Raw genomic sequence first — 17,126 nt, forward strand, 5'->3', positions numbered from 1 at the left:
GGGTTGAAATGCCCAATCGGGCGGTCAAACGATCAGGCCATCTGGCCGATCGTTTTGCGAAAGCGTGCCAGCGACAGGAAAAACAGCACCGCGCCGATCAAGGCCAGCGCCAGGAAGGGCTGCCACACCGTCTCCAGCCCCGCGCCCCGATAAAGGATGGCCTGGCTCAGTTCCACGAAATGGGTGGTGGGTGCGACCAGCATGATGTTCTGCACGATCTCGGGCATGCTTTCGCGTGGCGTAGTGCCACCCGACAGCATCTGCAGCGGCATGATGGTGAGCATCATCAACATGCCAAACTGCGGCATGTTGCGCGCCAGCGTGGCGATGAAGATGCCCATCGAGGTGGTGGCGAACAGGCTGAGCGCCGCGCCGGCGAAGAACAGCGCAATGGAACCCTCGACGGGAACGCCCAGGACGCCGCGCACCATGAGATTGAGGGACAGGAAGGAGGCGATCAGCACGACCAGGGCCATCGACCAGACCTTGGAGAGCATGATCTGCGCGGGCGTGACCGGCATCACCAGCAGGTGCTCGATGGTGCCGTGCTCGCGCTCCCGGATCAGCGCCGCGCCGGTCAGGATGATGGACAACAGCGTGATGTGGTTGATGATCTGCACCACCGAGCCGAACCAGGCCTTGTCCAGTGCGGGGTTGAAGCGGGCGCGCAATGCCAGATCCACGGGTGGCGCGTCGGTGCCGCGGTAACGCTTGACGAACTCATTGACTTCGCCGGTGAAGATCTGCTGGATGTAACCACTGCCGGTGAAGGCCTGGCTCATGCGGGTGGCGTCGACATTGAGCTGCACGGCAGGCGATCGCCCCGCCAGCACGTCGCGCTGGAAGTTGGGCGGAATGACCAGAGCGAAGGTGTACAGCCCCGCGTCCATGCCCGGGTCCACGTCCCCATAGTCGATCATGGCCGGTGGCGTGAACTGCGGGGGGTAGAAGGCCGAGGCAACCCGCTGGGACAGCGCCGAATTATCCTCGTCGACGATGGCGATGGGCGCGTTGTGCAGCGTCTCCGGCATGGACGTGGCCTTGGTGTAGACCGACGCGGTGAACACATAGACGATGAGCACAAGCATCATCGGATCGCGCCAAAGACTCCACAGCTCCTTGACACCAAGGTCGTAGATGTTGGCCAGGTTTCTTCTGCGCATCTCAACGCTCCTGCTTCTTGAGTAGCAAAACAGCCACGCCGAGAATGACCGGAACCGAAATGAGCATCGACCACAGCGGCCCTGTCAGGTCGGCCAGGCCAAGCGCTTTGCTGAATACGCCACGGCTGATGGAAATCATGTGCGTGGCGGGGTAGATCTCGCCGATGAACTTGCTGGAGCCTTCAAGCGAGGACACGGGATCGATCAGGCCGGCGAACTGGGTGGCCGGAATCAGGGTGCCGATCATGGCGAAGAACATGGCCGCGATCTGGCTGCGCGTGACGGCCGAGGCCAGCAGCCCCATGCCTGTCGCGGCGAAGGAGAAGATCAGCGCGGCCAGCGCCAGGGTCAAGAAGCTGCCCTTGACCGGCACACCGAAGATGGTGACCGCGAGCAGGCTCATCAGCAGGAAGTTCACCATGGCCAGACCGACATAGGGCAGTTGCTTGCCAAGCAGGAACTCGATGCGCGTGACCGGCGTCACGTACAGATTGGTGATCGACCCGGTTTCTTTCTCGCGCACCACCGCCAGCGCAGTCAGCATGGCCGGCAGCATGAGCAGCAGCAGAGGGATCACCGCCGGCACCATGGCTGGCAGACTCTTGACATCGGGGTTGTAGCGAAAGCGCGTCTCGACGCTCGCATTGCCTGCGGCGCTGGCACCGCTGCGTTCGCTGGCCTGTACGAGCAGCCAGTGCTGGTGCATGCCCTGAACGTAGCCCTGGACGGTTTCCGCGCGTTGCGGCATGGCGCCGTCGAGCCACGCACCGATCTGCACGTTCTGGCCCCGCAACACATCGCGGGCAAAGCCAGCGGGGATTTCGATGGCCAATGACAGTTCGCCGCTGCGCATGCGCCGGTCGAGATCCTCGTAATCGACGATAGGCGGGTGCTCTGTGAAGTAGCGCGAGCCGGCCAAGTTCAGCGTGTAGTTCTGGCTGAGCGTGGTCTGGTCGCGATCGAGCACCGCATAGCTCAGGTCCTCGACGTCCAAGGTGATGCCGAAGCCGATCGCGAACATCAGGAGCAGCGAACCGCCCAGCGCCAGGGTGGCGCGCACCGGATCGCGCTGCAGTTCCAGTGCTTCGCGCCACAGATAGCTGAGCATGCGGCGCAGGCTGAAGCCTTCAGCGTTGTGCCCGATGTGCTCAGTGTGTGTCGCTGGCGTCTGAATCGCCGTATTGGCGGCCTCGGTGGGGCCGGCGGGAGCGACCGTGCCGCCCTCCGCCTCGATGAGGTAGCCGATGAAGGCCTCTTCGAGGGTTTTAGCGCCGCGCTTCTCGACCAGCTTGGCGGGCACGTCGCTGTCGAGCACCTTGCCCGCATGCATCATTGACATGCGGTCGCAGCGTTCGGCCTCGTTCATGAAGTGGGTGGAAATGAAGACCGTCACCCGGTCGCGACGTGACAGCTCGATGAGCAGCCGCCAGAATGCATCGCGCGCTACTGGATCGACCCCGGAGGTCGGCTCGTCCAGAATCAACAGTTCGGGCTTGTGCACCATGGCGACTGCCAGCGACAGGCGCTGGCGTATGCCCAGAGGCAGGCTGGCCGGCAAGCTGTCGATGACTTCCACCAGGCCGAAGCGCTCCACCATCTCTTCGACGCGGCCCGGAATGTCCTTCGGGGGCACGCTGAACAGCTTGGCGTGCAACTCCAGGTTCTGGCGTACCGTGATTTCGCTGTAGAGCGAGAATGCCTGCGACATGTAGCCGACGCGGCGGCGGGTGTCCAAGTCATGCGGGTTCACTTCGTGGCCGAACAGCCAGGCCCGGCCCTCGCTCGCCGGCAGCAGGCCGGTGAGCATCTTCATCGTCGTGGACTTGCCGCACCCGTTGGAACCGAGGAAGCCGAAGATCTCACCGCGCCGGATACGGAAGGAGACACTGTCGACAGCAACGAAGTCGCCAAAGCGCATGGTCAGCCCCTCGGCTTCGATGGCGATATCGTCCGCGCCGTCCTCAGGCAGAGGCGGAATGACAACCGCTTGGTGTCCGCGCTTTTTCTCTTCCGGGAGCAGGCGGATGAATGCCTCTTCCAGGTTCGGGCTGTTTGTTGTCTCCAGCAATTCCTTCGGCGTACCGGTGGCGAGGACCTTGCCGTCGTCGATGGCGGCCAGCCAGTCGAAGCGCTGGGCCTCATCCATGTAGGCCGTGGCCACAATCACGCTCATGCCGGGGCGATCGGCGCGGATACGGTCAATCAGATCCCAGAACTGCGCGCGCGCCAGCGGGTCCACGCCAGTCGTCGGCTCATCGAGAATCAGAAAATCCGGGTCATGAATCAGCGCGCAGCACAGGCCGAGTTTTTGCTTCATGCCCCCGGACAGCTTGCCTGCCGGGCGCTCCAGGAATTTGAACAGGCCAGTGGCCTGAGTCAGTTCGTCGATCCGCTGGCGGCGCTCTGCGGCGCCATGACCGAACAGGCGCGCGAAGAATTGCAGATTCTCCTCGACCGAGAGCGTCGGATACAGGTTTTTGCCCAGTCCCTGCGGCATGTAGGCGATGCGCGGGCATACCTGCTTGCGATGGGCCTTGCTGGCCATGTCGCCACCCAGCACCTCGACCGTGCCCTCCTGGATGATGCGCACACCCGCCAGCAATGAGAGCAGACTGGATTTGCCCACGCCGTCGGGGCCGATCAGACCGACCATCCGTCCAGCGGGGATGTCCAGGTCAATGCCATCCAAGGCAATGACGTCGCGGTAGCGCAGTCTTACCTGGCGGACACTTGCAACGGTCGCGAGCTGCGCGCTGTGGCTCATATCTTACTCCGGCACACGAACGGAGAGGTTCTGAGGCCACTCGGCCTTGGCGTCGAGCTTGACCCAGGCTACGCCGGGCAGACCGGTCTTGACCTGGTTCAGGTGCTCACGCAGCAGCTCCTGCGAAATCTGCGCGCGCACGCGAAACATCAGCTTTTGTCGCTCGCTGGCGGTTTCCACCGTCTTGGGGGTGAACTGCGCTGCGCTGGCGACGAAGGAAACGGTGGCTGGAATCACATACTCGGGCGCGGCATCCAGAATGATGCGAACCTCCGAGCCCAGCGCAACGCGGCCGGCCACGGTTTCGGGCAGGAAGAAGGTGATGTACACGTCCGACAGATCAAGGAGGTTCAAGACACGTCCGCCCGCTCCAAGCACCTCACCGGGTTGCGCGACACGCACCTGAACCCGTCCGTCGCGCGGAGACCGCAGTTCGCTGTCGCGGATGTCGGCTTCGATGCGGCTGATACTGGCCGTAGCGGCGGACACACTGGACTGCGCGCCGACAAGCTGCGCCCTGGCGGCTTCGACCGCGGCGCGGGCAGCGGCGGCCTGTGCCTTGCTGGCCGCGAGGGTCGCTTGGGCGCCCCGTACGCGCGCCCGGTCATCGTCCAGTTCCTGGATCGAGGCGGCTCCCTCACTCGACAGCGTGCTGGAGCGTGTCAGGCGCCGTTGCGCGGCGTCCAGTTCGGACTCGCGCTGACCAACCAGAGCCAAGGCGGCAGTCACGTCGGCTTCACGCAGCGCCACCTGTGCCTGCGCCGCGGTCACCGAATGCTCAGCCTGCTGACGCATGGCCAGGGCCTCGTCGCGCTGCGCTTCCAGCGTTTCCAGCCGCATCTTGGCCAGTGGCTGGCCGGCTGTGACGAAATCGCCTTCACGCACCAGGATGTCTTCGATGCGGCCGGGAAGTTTGGTGGCCACGTCGATCTCGGTGGCTTCGATGCGGCCATTGCCGTTGACGAATCCTTCGCCCGGGCCGCTGTCGGTAAACCTCGTCCAGCTCCACCAGGCCAGCGCGGCAACAACCGCTGCAGCGAAAGCGACCAGGAGTTTTTTCTTGAGAGAGGGGGAGACAGTCATGGGTTCGGCGTGCCTTAACGGGTTGATGGGGTGGAAGCGGGAGTCGAGGCCGCACCCTGTGCCTCGCCGGCTGCGGCGAGGGTGCCGCCGCCGAGCGCGGCATACAGCGCCACCTGGCTGGACAGCAGCGCGCGGCGCGCCTGTACCAGTTGTTGCTGGGCTCCCAGCAGATCGCGCTGGGCATCCAGCACTTCCAAGAAGGCGGCCGAGCCGTTGTCGTAGCGCAACTTGGCCAGGCGTGCGCGTTCGCTTTGCGCTTCCAGGTTGGCTCTCTGGATCGTCAACTGCTCAGCCAGCCAGTGCTTTGCGCTCAGCGCATCGGCCACCTCGCGGAAGGCCGTTTGAATGGTTTTTTCGTATCCGGCGACGGCGATGTCGCGGCGCACTTCGCTCAGCTCCAGATTGGCGCGGCGGCGCCCGCCATCGAAGATGGGCAGCGACAGGGTGGGCATGAAGGTCCAGGCACGACTGCCGGAATCGAACAAGCCATTCAAGTCGGAGCTGGCCGTGCCGAAGCTGCCGGTCAGCGCAATGCGCGGCAAAAACGCCGCGCGGGCCGCGCCGATGTGGGCATTGCTGGCACGCAATTGGTGTTCGGCGGAAATGATGTCCGGGCGACTGACCAGCAGCTCCGAAGGCAGACCGGCCCGCAGCTCAGCCAGAACCGTCGTTTCATCGAAGGGTGCCTTGGCGGGCAGCGGGCCGGGATCAGCGCCTACCAGCAGTGCCAGGGCGTGCAGTTGCGTGGTGCGAGCCTGCTCAAGCTGCGTCAGCAGCGCCTGAGCTTGGTTCAGCAGGGTCTGGACCTGTGTGAGATCCAGCTTCGAGGTCGAGCCGACTTCGACGCGGCGCCGGAAAATGCGATAGGACTCCTCGCGGGTCGCGACGGTTTGACGGGCGATAGCCACGCGTTCGTCTATCTCGCGCAAGCCAAGATAACCGTCGGCCACCTGGGCGATCAGCGCCAGGTGGACGGCCTGGCGGGCCGCGTCGGAAGCCAGCCAGCTTTGCAGGGCGGCGTCTTCCAGGTTGCGGATCCGACCCCACAGATCCAGTTCCCAGGTGGTCAAACCCACCTCGGCCCGGTACTCGCCGCCCACCAGCGATCGGCCCGACATGTTCAGGTCGCCAGGGACCCGCGCGCGTCCACCTTGGGCGCCCACGCCCATGGCAGGAAAACGATCCGAGCGCTGAATGCGGAATGTGGCGCTGGCTTCCTCGACGCGCAGCGCGGCCACGCGCAGGTCGCGGTTGTTTTCCAGCGCAGTCTCGATGAGGCGTTGCAGCAGGGGGTCGGTGAAGTACGCCTGCCAGGCAAGCTCTCCCGCGTGGGCGCCGTCGGTGCCTGATCCAAGATGCGCGGGCCAGGCTTCGGGCACGGGCAATGGCGGGGTGTCTGGCGCCGGAGCGAGCGACATGCAGCCGGTCAAGACGACGGCGCTCAGGGCCAACGAGGCAGCGCGCAATCTGAACGCGGGAAACAACGGGGAAGTTGGGAGCATGGTCACGTTCCGTACAGGTATCGGGCTGAAGAGGGTCTGGTCGCAGAGGAGGGAATGGCTGCCACCCCCGCAATGCGGGGTTCGTGGCTGGTGTCCGCAGGCCCTACTTTCTTGCTTGCAAGTGCTGTCAAGCCCACTTCATCTCCTTGTTGATATGTGCATCCCCGTGTTCCCCGGCTGGTTGATAGGGCGCTCTTCCTGTGTCGTAACCCGATGTGCCGGGTTCACTCGCGCCCTGTGTTGATCTGCATTGTGAAATCTGAAAACAAACGACTGGACGGTTGCTTTCAATTATACGTTACAATCCAAGAACCGCAATCAGCGGGCTCGTCGGTCATTGACGCAGGTCAATTCGAGCTGCCGGCTTGGGTTCAAGGAAGGCCCTGATTCTTGGTAGAGCCGGTGACAGGCCCATGGGAACACCCCTCAGATCTTTGAACAGAGCCTTTGAATGCCACCCAATAAAGATGACGCGCCAGACAACAAGCGCCCCTACCTGTCCTCTGCCGCCAGGAAAGAGGAAATACTCGACGCGGCCCTGGTCGAATTCGCGGATCGGACATACAACGCAGTGTCGATGGAGCGCCTGGCGGAATGCGCGGGCTTGTCCAAGGCTGGCATCTATGCCCACTTCAAAAGCAAGGAAGAAATTTTTCACGCCTTGCTCGAACGTACGACGAAGCAGATTTGTGATTTCCAGGGCTGGCTCCCGGATGAGGATCTGACGTTGCCAGAGCTGGTAGATGTCTACCTGGATCGCCTGTACGCGACCTTCAGCTCCCCTGCCACGATGTCGATCTACCGGCTGCTTCTGGCCGAAAGCGCCCGAACTCCAGAGCTGGTGCAGCGTTGGCACAACGAAGTTGCGCTCGGGCTGAAAGAGCGGGCGCAGACCATCATCCACCGCAACATACGCCGAGGCGTCATTCGCCCAGGCGTCTTGACCGAACACTTCTTCCCGTTGGCGCTCGCGCCCGCAGTGCTGTGGCTGAGTTCCTCGATGCTGTCCAAGGGCAGTCCTTCCATCTCGCTGGTGCAGTTACGGGATGCGCACCGGCAACTGTTGCTTGAGCTTTTGCAGCCTCAATGAGCGGAGTGATGCACAGAGTCCTGCGCGCCCTTGCAGGCTTGGCGATCGGCTTTGTGGTACTGCTGCTGACTGTGTGGGGTGCGCTGGCTCTGTGGCATCAGATGCCGGGACCTTCGGTGGTGCGATGGTTCGTCATTGCCATGTGGTCTACGTTGGGTGTGACCGTTGTCTTGTCGCGGGCGGGCTTGCTTGGGCGGCGCAATCGCAACATCGCCGGATTCGCATTTGTGATCGCAGCCGCCTCCCTGCTCATGTGGTGGGGGACGCTGCAGCCGTCACACCAGCGTGTATGGGCTGACGATGTCGCCCAGTTGCTGGAGGCCAGGATCGACGGCAACCATGTTCACCTGAATAATGTGCGCAACTTCCAGTGGCGCAGCGAAACCGACTACACCCCGCAGTGGGAGAGCCGCACATACGACCTGGATCGTCTGCGCAGCGCCGACTTGGTGCTTTCCTACTGGATGGGGCCGCACATCGCCCACACCCTGGTGTCGTTCGGCTTCGATGGCGGTGATCGCGTGGTGTTCTCGCTGGAAATTCGCAAGGAACGCCATGAGTCCTTCTCGGCGGTAGGAGGATTCTTCCGTCAGTTCGAGCAGATCCTGGTAGCCGCCGATGAGCGAGACATTGTGCGTACGCGCAGCAACGCGCGAGGCGAAGATGTTTATCTCTATCGCTTGCAGATGAATCAGGCGAGTGCCCGCGCGTTGTTTCTGGAGTTTCTGAACGCGGCCAATGAACTGCGGCAGAAACCGCGCTTTTACAACACGTTAACCAGTAACTGCACGACCATCGTATTCGAGCTGGCCCGGGTCATTGCGCCCGCATTGCCAATGGACTATCGCCTGCTGCTGTCTGGATATTTTGCGCGGTACGTCTACGACATGCATGGATTGACGCCTGGCTATCGTTACGATGAATTGCAGGCACTGGGGCATATCAACGAACGTGCCCTTGCTTCCGATGTGTCAGAGGATGACTTCTCGATGTCGATTCGACAAGGCGTGCCAGGCATCCCTGCCAACGAGGTGAATCCATGAGGTTCCCGCAGGCCTGCCTTCTCATTACATGCGCCGCTCTTGCTCCGCTGCTGCTGGGGGGCTGCTCGATCCTGCGCGAGTTCGGCCCAGTGGTTGAAGTTCATACGCTACCTACCAGGGAGGCCATCGAACTCAAGCGCGGCGACATCCTGACACGTGGCAAGCTCAGCGATGCGACTGTCCAGACCATCAGGGTGGCGGCATTGGATGAGCAGGCATGCGCAAAGCCGATCTCCTCGGAGTGCGCGGAGGCCTTGGCTACCGTGACGGGGGTTGCCACGGATAGACGCCTGGCTGCACTGTCCGAACTATGGCTGGCGCAGGCTCAGGCCATGAAGCCCGGTTCAGCGCAGCAAGCCGCCTGGCTTGAGACGATTCGCTATGCCTATGCTTATCTGTTCCTTGGTGACCATACTCCGGGAGAGCGGGCCTTCGAGGATCGCCAGACCCAAGTGCGGGATTGGTATAACTATGCCGTCGAGCATGCGGCCACCGGCATGTTCGAAGTTCGGCAACAAATGCCGACGCAGTTGTCCGACCAGACCAGTTGGAACATTGCAGGCTGGGAACTGAAGCTGGATATGCGCGGCGCGCGCTTACCGGGCAGTACGGCGGTGCCAGCCGAACTCCTGCCAGCCTCGTCCCTGTCTTTCCGTGGATTGCGTAGCCTCTACCGGCGCGACGGCTTTGGCGCCGAGCTTGTGGCGGTCATTCCGGACGAGTCCCTGAGCGCCGCCCCAACTCGGGGTGGTCGCCCAGCGGCAAAACATGATCAGCAACCGCTGCCCTGGAGCGAGATGCCCGCGCCGTCCATGACGGTTCTGCTGCATCCCGACGGAGACAACTTGGACAGCGTGCTGCATGCTCGTACAGCCCGTCTGACGGTGCATGACCCCTATGTGGAATCGGCCATTATGCTGCGCGGCCAACGTGTGCCGCTGGCGGCCAATTTCACGGCCGGCTATGGCGTATGGCTGGCCCGTGCCAATTTCAACCGCCAGTCGCTGCGCAGCCTGCTCGGGCGCGAGGGTGGCATCGACCGCCCGCACGTCTACTTGATGCAGCCCTACGATCCGAACAGGCGGATCATCGTCATGCTGCACGGACTGGCCAGCAGCCCTGAAGCCTGGGTGGAACTCGCCAACGAAATCCTGGGCGATGAGGCCCTGCGCCAGCATTACCAGATCTGGCAGGTCTACTACCCGACCAACATGCCAGTCGCGTTGAACCACGCCATGATTCGCAGGGCGCTCGGGGATACGCTGACGCATTTCGACCCATCCGGCCAAGCGCCGGCGTCGTCCGACCTCGTGCTGGTGGGGCATAGCATGGGCGGGGTCATCGCGCGGTTGATGGTGTCGTCAACCGATCAATCGCTGGTGCAATTGGCTGCGGATCACAGTCGGTTGACGCCGCAGCAGATCAGGCGCATTGATCCCATGTTGCGCTTCGAGCCCTTCCCGAATGTCAGCAGTGCCATCTTCATCGCGGCGCCTCATCGGGGCACATCGGTCGCGGGTGGACGCCTGGGGCGCTGGATGGCGGGATTTATCCGCTTTCCCATTACGGTGCTCGAAGAACTCGCCCATACACTGACACCCAATGCGGCCGCCAGCAGCCGTGAAAGCCTGGCAACCATTCCCAATAGCGTGAACAATCTCGACGAAAACGATCCGTTCGTGCGTACGGCGGCGGGCTTTCCCATCTCATCCCAGGTGCGCTATCACTCGATCGTGGCCCAAGCCAATTCCGAAGTGGCCCTCGATGATTCCGATGACGGTCTTGTGCCTTATCGCAGCGCACATCTTCCCGGCGCACAGTCCGAGAAAGTCATTATTTCGGGGCACAGCGTGCAACAGAGCGCGGCCGCGATACTGGAGATCCAGCGTATTCTGAGAGAGGACATGGCTCTGCGGGAAGCGCATTTACAGCCATAGACAACTGCCATCTGCTGTGCGCGGCCGAGCTGATTTCGGATTTCGTATGGGCGTAATGCATTCATCTGAATGCGCAAAGAGCATCAGACTTACTGTTGCCCGCTCGACGCTGGCACAGTGGGTCGGTGCGTGCGGCGCGCAACTGCAGCCGATGGTAAAGGCGCTGGATGACGAACTGCGTCGCCACGTGGTGCTGCACGCCCACGAGACGCCGATGCTCAAGCCCAAGCATCTTGGCGACGGCAAGGCGTACCCAACGTGATCCGCCGTCTGGCGGCGACCCAGCCCATGCTCGACAAGATCGTCGGCCACCAACGCCACATCGCTCAGGCCTACGGCATATCGATGGAGCATGCGCGCTGGCTGTTGACCACCGTGGCGTTCCACTGCCTTGCCGTGGCCGACACGGTGTACTCGGTCGCCGAACGGGAACCCGTCGTGGATGCAGACCGTGCGACGGAGGAAGCCGAGATGGAGGCCGAACTCAACAGGGCATGCACGCACTCATTGTTGGCATGCTGGCCTTGATGGATGCTGATGGCCTTTCAGGAGATAGTTGATCGTCGTTCTCGTTTGTGGGGGTTGAATGGAAATCCAGGGATGCCGTAATTGAGGAGCCTGGACGGCGTATCGTTCAGGAACAAACACGCACGGGCGGCCAGGCCCTGCCGTGGCTCGACATGACGGCCTTCCTGCGCGGGGCCATCGACCTTGCGCTAGACAACCATGCCAATGCGCCACGCAGCAATACGCAATGGGTGTTCTTCGACCGTGGCCTGATCGACGCGGCGGCAGCACCCCAGGCACTGGACGGCACTACTATTCTGGACACGATTGCCCAGTCGCATCGCTACCACTCGCGCATCTTTCTGGCCCCGCCGTGGCCTGAAATCTATGTGCAGGACGAAGAACGCCGTCACAGCATGGATGAAGCGCGGGCTGAATTCGAGCGGCTTCAGCGCACCTATCCAGCGCTGGGCTATGCGGTATCGCGGTTGCCCAAGATCAGAGTGGCGCAACGCGCTGACTTTGTGCTGGACACCTTGGCTAGCCGCTAACCTACCAAGGCGAACTCTACCGTATCTCACCGCCACGTAGGACTCCATGCTCAAATCTCTTGCGTAACTCTGAGATAAGGATTGTTGGGTGGTACTGCATCGAACAACCAATTCGCATCGATCAGCAAATACCCATGCAGCTTCCGGGACTTGCGCGGCCCGGTGACTTCACAGATCCAGATGTTCAAGCCGCTGTCGTGCTTTCGATGCAACCCCAGTTTCTCAAAGCGCTTCTGCACCCACTGCCAATCCGGCATCTTGTCCTGCCGTGCCAGCGTGCCGACATGAGGGTGCTCCTGGACGTAGCGCTGGAACACACCTGGGCTGACCAAGTAGGCCGTGTCATTCACGGAATGCACGAGCGCTTTTGCGTCGTTGATGATGAGCCGGCGCGAAGCAATTCCCTGTTTCAGCCACATCATGAAATGTTCGCCTGACGGGGGCGCTGCTGTTAGGGGTGGTTTAGCAGTAGATGGTGGTGGCGAAGGAAGCACTGCGGCAGTCGCTGGCATAGGAGTGCTGGGGTCTGCGGGGTAGCTTCTCTGTGCAACCGGCTCCACATCCTGCTCGGCACCAGGCGAGCCGCTCGTGCTCACCATTGCCAGCATGTCCTCCATGACATCGGACACGGGCTGGGCCTTAGGCGGTGAGGCGGTGACGGTACTACTGCCTTCCCAAGATGGAAGTTTCTGACCGTTCGGGGCTGCCTTCGCCATGGCCGCAGGCGGCATTTTCGGCGCCTCGGCGTCGTTTTCGGCGACTGCCGCGTCGATCGCTACCGTGCCTGCAAAAGGCGTCGGTCGCTCGCCAGATTCCCAGATCAGCGCAGGAGCGAGGCGCAACAGGGTGAACGAGTGGGACCAGCCGGTGGAACTGGTTATGGTCGCGCGCCAAATAGCCTTGCCGTCGGGCGCCGGCTGCAACATGCCGTGATCCTGGAGGACGTTGAACACCGCGGTGTTGTTCGCAGGGATGCCATCGACGCCTTGGGACAGCAGGTGCGCACGCAGTTTGTCCGAGACCGTTTTGCTCACCAGCCACAGGGCATCGTCGGTGAGCCAGCCATCGGAGGCTTCCGGCTGGTTCAGTTTCAACTGTTCCTTGAGCAGGTAGCGCAACCCGTCGAGCAGCTTGCGCTGCAGCGCGTGCTTGGGCGCAGCCATGGCGCGGGCCGGATCGCCGCCCAGCTCCTGGGCCACCGAGGCCCGGTCTGCCTGCACGACAAGTTCGCCCAGTACGCCGGCGTGCTCGTACTGCCCGGCCAGGACGTAGAGCAGTGGTGCCCACAGGGACGGATAGCCGCTGAGCCAGTCCAGGGCCTCACGGTCGAGCAGTTGGTGGTAGAGCAAACCTGTCGCGGCGCTGTGCAGGCGGTACTCGCGATCGTCGCGGTAGCGGAATCGGTATGGCTGGCGCAGCGGGCCGTGCCAAGGGTGCCAGATGCTGCCGTCGGCCAGCTCGACGTGCAGATCGACGGCGATCTTGCCGATGTCGTGCAGCAGCGCGGCGTAGGCGACGGCGGCGGTCCAGGCTTCGGACTGTGCCGCTTGGTCTTCGGGGCTGGCGCCGATGGGCAGCAGATGGGACTGCCGCAGTTTCAGACTGTAGGCGACGATTTCGAGGCCGTGGTCGAGCATGCCGCCCAGATAGGCATGGTGATGCGCCTCGGAGGCCGGGAAGGCCTGGACCAGCTCGGCGTAGCGTTCCAGGGGCGCTCGGTACAGCGTGGCGAATTGCCTGCGCGACAGCGAGGTGCGCTGCCAAATGTGCTCCAGCAGCTTCTGCCGGCGCGGGGTGGCCAGCAGCGATGCGGCCGACTCGGGCCGCATCAACCCTTTCGGGAGGACGGTGGCGGGTGCTGGCGGTGGCGCGCCGGCGACCGGGGGCCGTTTTCGCTGGAACAGGGAGAGCATGCGGGTGTCCTGTGGCGGGCCGACCGGGAGGCCTTTTTGCCTTTTCGAGGTAGGGCCTTTCCCCTTGCACCCCATTCCCTTGCCGTTTCGGCCCTTTGGCCTTTAACCGTTTCGGTATAGCGGGGCCTGGGTTGCGGTTCCAGCGTCAATGTGGAACCCGCACGAATGGATTGCGCGGCGACCAGCCGCTGGCCTCGGCCTATGCTGCGGAGACGCTGTTTTCGCCAGGTAGGTTGCTCTCTAGGCGTCAAAGTTGACAAATGCGACAAAGGCGACTAGAGTAAGTCCTGTCTCAAACCTACCTGGGAGATGACCATGCCCACCGCCATTGAATTCATTGCCGACCGTCTGCCGCGTGTCACCGTGGAGGATGTGCGCCGCTTCGCGGATACCGTCGAAATCCGGGATGCGCCGGCTTTCGCGGCCGAGTTGCAGGCGTTCATTCACGAGCGCGTGGAGGCGGTAAAGCTGCCAGCCAACCTCGAAGGTGAAACGGTGGAGCACGCCTTGAAGCGTAAGACGGCTGCGCTGCGCGCTGAGACGCGCTGGGCGCCGACTGAAACCGACGTCCAGCGAGGCCGCGCCGTGCTGCTGGAAACCTTCAACCAGCCGCACAACCTGCCGCCCGCGGAGTACGCCAAGCTGGCGGACAAGTCGCGCCAGCAGATCTACAAGGACATCCTCGCCCGTCGGCTGCTGGCGCTGAACGTGGGGCCGCGAGGCCAGAAACTGCCCGACTGGCAGCTCGACCCGGTGAAGCAGCAGTTGACCCAAACCGTGCTTCAGGAGGTCGAGGGCATCGACCCTTGGACGATCTACCGCGCACTGTCCGAACCGCTCGAAGGCTTGGGCGGCCGCTCGCCAGTGGATGCGGTGACGCATGGCACGATCGACGACGTGGCCGAGGCCGTGTTCAACGTGCTGGGCGTTCAGGTGCATTGAAGCGAGATCGCCATGAGCCACGAGCTGCCTTCGTTCCTGATCGATGCCGGTGAGCTGCTCCAGCATGTGAGCCGCGTCGTCTATCGGGGCAGCCCGCTGTACTATGGCCGCAGCAGCACCAATCGCTACGATGACCCGGCCCAGGCCTACGGGGTGCTCTACCTGGGGCGCGACCTGCCCACGGCGCTGATGGAGTCGGTGTTTCATAAGCACCAGTGGCTTGCGGACACGAAGCGCTCGATCGCGCTGAAAGAAGTCCAGAGCCGGATGGTGCGCGCAGTGGGCGTGATGGACGACGTGCTTCTGGCCGACCTCACGGCGCCGGGCGTCATGGCGGGCTACTTCGGCCTGAACCTGGAGCAGTTGGCCAGCCGCGACTACACGCACACGCAGCAGGTGTCGGCCCAGGTGCATGCGATGCTTGGAGATGACGGCCAGGTGCTGTTCGACGGGGTGCTCTATCCGTCGCGCAACAACTATCCCGCCAAGAGCATCGCGCTGTTCGAGCGTGCCAGCGCGAAGGTCAGTGTCATCGAGGACATCGATCTCGTTGACCATGTGGACTGGCCGCGTTTCGTTGCTACATACCGCATCGGCGTGGAGCCCGACCCTGGCCCGTTGGAACCGGATGACGAAGCGTCCTGAAGCAGCAAGAGAACACATTGAAGCCCTAAACAGAATGAAATGGACCAAACTGAAATAGGCATCCCTCAGCAGTAGGAGACGACCATGAACACCACGACTCGCACCAGCACCGCAGAACGCCTCGGCCGCGCCTTTGGCCGCGGATGGCGTGCCTACGCGCGCTGTGAACGGCGGGCGTCGAACTGGTTGGTTTCCAAGGGCATGCCGACGGCTGGAGCCACCGCGCTCGTGTGGATGGTTAAGCTGGCTGCGCTCGGGGTGCTGCTGTACACCACCTTCTGGCTGGCCCTGGTGATGGTGTGCGTCATGGTGGTTGCCTGGATGGCCCGCAACACCGACTTGGGCGAGGAGTTGCCCGAGCCAGAGTGGCGAAACGGACCAGCAGGATTCGGCCTATACACCTACGACGGTTTCCGCATTGATCCTCATGTCGAGGACGACTAGCAGCGATCACTTCTTCGACACTGCATTGATCGCAATGCTTCCTCCCCTTCCGCCAGCAGCCTTGGCATCTCCGGTGGCTCCTGCGAGGCCTTGCAACACGTTGCCGGCACGAACGCCCGCCCAAGCCAAGGCCATGATCCAGAACGTAGGCAGTACGATGAACATCGTGCCCGTGACAAACATCAGGAGCATGTCTCCGAAGGCGTTGTTCAGCCCCACCAGCGGGTCGAAGTTGGTGTGCGGCCGATTCCAGCCGAACCCCCAGCCATAGAGCGCATCCAGGATCGTCGAATCGATCCAGCGCGCAAGCTGAAACCAGAAGTCCGTGAAGAAGAGCGCGAACTGCACGACGCTGACGGTAACGACCGTCTTCAGATCGTAGGTGCCTACGACCAGCACAAGCGGGATGCAGATGACCAGCGCCATCTTGAGCAAGGCGAGGACCATGGGCAGAGACTGTCTCACGACGTCCATGGCGGGAAACGCGGCAATCGCGCCGACGGCCATCCCAACGTCTCCCGTGGCCCGCGTCACGATGTTCGGCAAGGTCTTGTCGATCTGGCCGCCATAGTCCGTATAGACGCTACCCTGGTTCAATTTCTGTTGCCGCGGTGACGCGATGGCGCGGATCACCGAGTCGTCCACCTCGGCCCTGCTCAGGAACCCGGCCCAGCCTGCCAGGCGATTCAACAGGTTCGGGTCCACCTGTCCCAGCAGGCGTGCCCGCAGGCCATTGCCGCCATCGGCCCACCACTGCCTGCAGGTCGGGTAGCCGCCACCGCTGCCCACCTGTGCAAGCCCCGCATCGCGGGTGCTGTCGTAGGGCCAGTCGTCGCGCGGCGTGCTTGAGCGGTAGGTGTCGTAGTAGCCGCCCGTGTCCGTGAAAAACCTCGACCCTATCCAGGTCACGTCGTGCATCTGCTGCTCATCAAGCTGAGGGCGCTGCATGAACAATTTGGCCCGCGCAGGCCCATAGCAATCCCGCGAGAAATCCGCTACTTCCTGAGCCAGTACCGGGTCGTCAATGCGGGTCGCGTCGATCTCCATGCGCATCTGCCGCAGGTCCGTGCCGCATGGGATCGCCGCCACCGAGGCGCTCGTGACGGCGCGCGAGAGCGCGTGCATGAAAGCCCACCAGACCGGCACCTTCGCCGACTGGTTGTTGATGGTGCTGAAGGACTGCGACCAGCCGGTATCCGTGGGCTGCGGCACGCTGACCTGGCACTGGGCCGAGCGCGAGCTGTCGTACTGGATGGTGTTGAGGTCCACGTCGATGAACGGGATGCCAGCGAACATCACCACCACGATGGCGACGAAGACCCGGTTCTCGATGCGCGCAGCCGAGAGCACGCCCTTGTTGCCTTCGTCGGCACCTTCCGCACGGGCCTTCAACCACTCCTGCACGATGATGGCGACGAACGGCAGCGCGAATACTCCGCTCGACACCAGCACCGCCCAGATGCCGTTGTTGACGATCCAGGACACCAGCGTCAGGTAGTACTCCAGGTAGTCGGTCGTAAAAAGCGTCATGGCGCGGCTCCC

The 17,126-nt window shown here is 62.9% G+C and carries 15 protein-coding genes; 9 read left to right on the top strand and 6 right to left on the bottom strand.

Annotation, left to right across the window (positions count from 1 at the left end; all coding sequences use genetic code 11):
• Positions 1 to 32 precede the first annotated feature (32 nt).
• Genes ACX12L_RS03360 through ACX12L_RS03375 form a run of 4 tightly spaced genes read right to left on the bottom strand, consistent with a single transcriptional unit; the run spans position 33 to position 6,512 of the window.
• Positions 33 to 1,163, bottom strand: coding sequence for an ABC transporter permease (locus ACX12L_RS03360; protein ID WP_459261329.1), 1,131 nt, complete (start codon positions 1,161 to 1,163; stop codon positions 33 to 35).
• A gap of 1 nt (position 1,164) precedes the next feature.
• Positions 1,165 to 3,927: a ribosome-associated ATPase/putative transporter RbbA gene (gene rbbA, locus ACX12L_RS03365; RefSeq protein WP_459261330.1), complete on the bottom strand. Its 2,763-nt coding sequence runs from the start codon at positions 3,925 to 3,927 to the stop codon at positions 1,165 to 1,167.
• A 3-nt stretch (positions 3,928 to 3,930) separates the two neighbouring features.
• Complete coding sequence (locus ACX12L_RS03370; RefSeq protein WP_054667827.1) at positions 3,931 to 5,010, bottom strand: HlyD family secretion protein; 1,080 nt, start codon at positions 5,008 to 5,010, stop codon at positions 3,931 to 3,933.
• Between the two features lie 14 nt (positions 5,011 to 5,024).
• Complete coding sequence (locus tag ACX12L_RS03375) at positions 5,025 to 6,512, bottom strand: efflux transporter outer membrane subunit (protein WP_459261331.1); 1,488 nt, start codon at positions 6,510 to 6,512, stop codon at positions 5,025 to 5,027.
• A gap of 451 nt (positions 6,513 to 6,963) precedes the next feature.
• On the opposite strand from ACX12L_RS03375, the gene ACX12L_RS03380 reads away from it, so the two are divergent.
• From ACX12L_RS03380 to ACX12L_RS03405, 6 genes are read left to right on the top strand one after another with little or no spacing between them, the layout of a single operon-like run.
• Positions 6,964 to 7,602, top strand: coding sequence for a TetR/AcrR family transcriptional regulator (locus tag ACX12L_RS03380; protein WP_003050058.1), 639 nt, complete (start codon positions 6,964 to 6,966; stop codon positions 7,600 to 7,602).
• Positions 7,603 to 7,610: 8 nt separating this feature from the next.
• Entirely contained in the window at positions 7,611 to 8,645 is a 1,035-nt protein-coding gene (locus tag ACX12L_RS03385; protein WP_003050060.1) for an Lnb N-terminal periplasmic domain-containing protein, read from the top strand.
• Positions 8,642 to 10,582 carry an esterase/lipase family protein gene (locus ACX12L_RS03390; RefSeq protein WP_003050063.1) on the top strand — a complete coding sequence of 647 codons (1,941 nt, stop codon included), beginning with the start codon at positions 8,642 to 8,644 and terminating at the stop codon, positions 10,580 to 10,582. Before ACX12L_RS03385 ends, ACX12L_RS03390 begins: the two co-directional genes overlap by 4 nt.
• A gap of 55 nt (positions 10,583 to 10,637) precedes the next feature.
• Complete coding sequence (locus tag ACX12L_RS03395; protein ID WP_199917100.1) at positions 10,638 to 10,844, top strand: IS66 family transposase; 207 nt, start codon at positions 10,638 to 10,640, stop codon at positions 10,842 to 10,844.
• A 26-nt stretch (positions 10,845 to 10,870) separates the two neighbouring features.
• Entirely contained in the window at positions 10,871 to 11,110 is a 240-nt protein-coding gene (locus ACX12L_RS03400) for a hypothetical protein (protein ID WP_202626418.1), read from the top strand.
• A 47-nt stretch (positions 11,111 to 11,157) separates the two neighbouring features.
• Positions 11,158 to 11,640 (top strand): AAA family ATPase, encoded by a 483-nt coding sequence (locus tag ACX12L_RS03405; RefSeq protein WP_013520789.1) that lies wholly within the window; start codon positions 11,158 to 11,160, stop codon positions 11,638 to 11,640.
• 50 nt (positions 11,641 to 11,690) lie between these two features.
• Here ACX12L_RS03405 and mobH read toward each other — a convergent pair whose 3' ends face one another.
• Positions 11,691 to 13,553: a MobH family relaxase gene (gene mobH, locus ACX12L_RS03410; RefSeq protein ID WP_003050081.1), complete on the bottom strand. Its 1,863-nt coding sequence runs from the start codon at positions 13,551 to 13,553 to the stop codon at positions 11,691 to 11,693.
• Positions 13,554 to 13,868: 315 nt separating this feature from the next.
• On the opposite strand from mobH, the gene ACX12L_RS03415 reads away from it, so the two are divergent.
• The 3 genes from ACX12L_RS03415 (at position 13,869) to ACX12L_RS03425 (ending at position 15,584) form a co-directional block, all read left to right on the top strand.
• The gene (locus tag ACX12L_RS03415) at positions 13,869 to 14,495 is read left to right on the top strand and encodes a hypothetical protein (protein WP_003050085.1); all 627 of its coding nucleotides are present in this window, start codon (positions 13,869 to 13,871) and stop codon (positions 14,493 to 14,495) included.
• Between the two features lie 12 nt (positions 14,496 to 14,507).
• A complete protein-coding gene (locus tag ACX12L_RS03420; protein ID WP_003050087.1) occupies positions 14,508 to 15,140 on the top strand; it encodes an RES family NAD+ phosphorylase in 633 nt (210 codons plus the stop codon).
• Positions 15,141 to 15,224: 84 nt separating this feature from the next.
• Positions 15,225 to 15,584, top strand: a complete 360-nt coding sequence (locus tag ACX12L_RS03425) for a DUF3742 family protein (protein WP_003050090.1) — start codon at positions 15,225 to 15,227, stop codon at positions 15,582 to 15,584.
• Between the two features lie 6 nt (positions 15,585 to 15,590).
• On the opposite strand, the gene ACX12L_RS03430 is transcribed toward ACX12L_RS03425, so the two are convergent.
• Entirely contained in the window at positions 15,591 to 17,114 is a 1,524-nt protein-coding gene (locus ACX12L_RS03430) for a conjugal transfer protein TraG N-terminal domain-containing protein (RefSeq protein WP_003050092.1), read from the bottom strand.
• Positions 17,115 to 17,126 lie beyond the last annotated feature (12 nt).

The organism is Alicycliphilus sp. T452, assembly GCF_054512775.1.

Excerpts from the sequence above, each read along its gene's own strand:
- ACX12L_RS03390 (WP_003050063.1), top strand. The coding sequence starts at position 8,642 with ATGAGGTTCCCGCAGGCCTGCCTTCTCATTACATGCGCCGCTCTTGCT.
- ACX12L_RS03430 (WP_003050092.1), bottom strand. The coding sequence starts at position 17,114 with ATGACGCTTTTTACGACCGACTACCTGGAGTACTACCTGACGCTGGTG.
- mobH (WP_003050081.1), bottom strand. The coding sequence starts at position 13,553 with ATGCTCTCCCTGTTCCAGCGAAAACGGCCCCCGGTCGCCGGCGCGCCA.
- ACX12L_RS03400 (WP_202626418.1), top strand. The coding sequence starts at position 10,871 with ATGCTCGACAAGATCGTCGGCCACCAACGCCACATCGCTCAGGCCTAC.
- ACX12L_RS03385 (WP_003050060.1), top strand. The coding sequence starts at position 7,611 with ATGCACAGAGTCCTGCGCGCCCTTGCAGGCTTGGCGATCGGCTTTGTG.
- ACX12L_RS03395 (WP_199917100.1), top strand. The coding sequence starts at position 10,638 with ATGCATTCATCTGAATGCGCAAAGAGCATCAGACTTACTGTTGCCCGC.
- ACX12L_RS03375 (WP_459261331.1), bottom strand. The coding sequence starts at position 6,512 with ATGCTCCCAACTTCCCCGTTGTTTCCCGCGTTCAGATTGCGCGCTGCC.
- ACX12L_RS03420 (WP_003050087.1), top strand. The coding sequence starts at position 14,508 with ATGAGCCACGAGCTGCCTTCGTTCCTGATCGATGCCGGTGAGCTGCTC.
- ACX12L_RS03360 (WP_459261329.1), bottom strand. The coding sequence starts at position 1,163 with ATGCGCAGAAGAAACCTGGCCAACATCTACGACCTTGGTGTCAAGGAG.
- ACX12L_RS03370 (WP_054667827.1), bottom strand. The coding sequence starts at position 5,010 with ATGACTGTCTCCCCCTCTCTCAAGAAAAAACTCCTGGTCGCTTTCGCT.
- ACX12L_RS03415 (WP_003050085.1), top strand. The coding sequence starts at position 13,869 with ATGCCCACCGCCATTGAATTCATTGCCGACCGTCTGCCGCGTGTCACC.
- ACX12L_RS03425 (WP_003050090.1), top strand. The coding sequence starts at position 15,225 with ATGAACACCACGACTCGCACCAGCACCGCAGAACGCCTCGGCCGCGCC.
- rbbA (WP_459261330.1), bottom strand. The coding sequence starts at position 3,927 with ATGAGCCACAGCGCGCAGCTCGCGACCGTTGCAAGTGTCCGCCAGGTA.
- ACX12L_RS03380 (WP_003050058.1), top strand. The coding sequence starts at position 6,964 with ATGCCACCCAATAAAGATGACGCGCCAGACAACAAGCGCCCCTACCTG.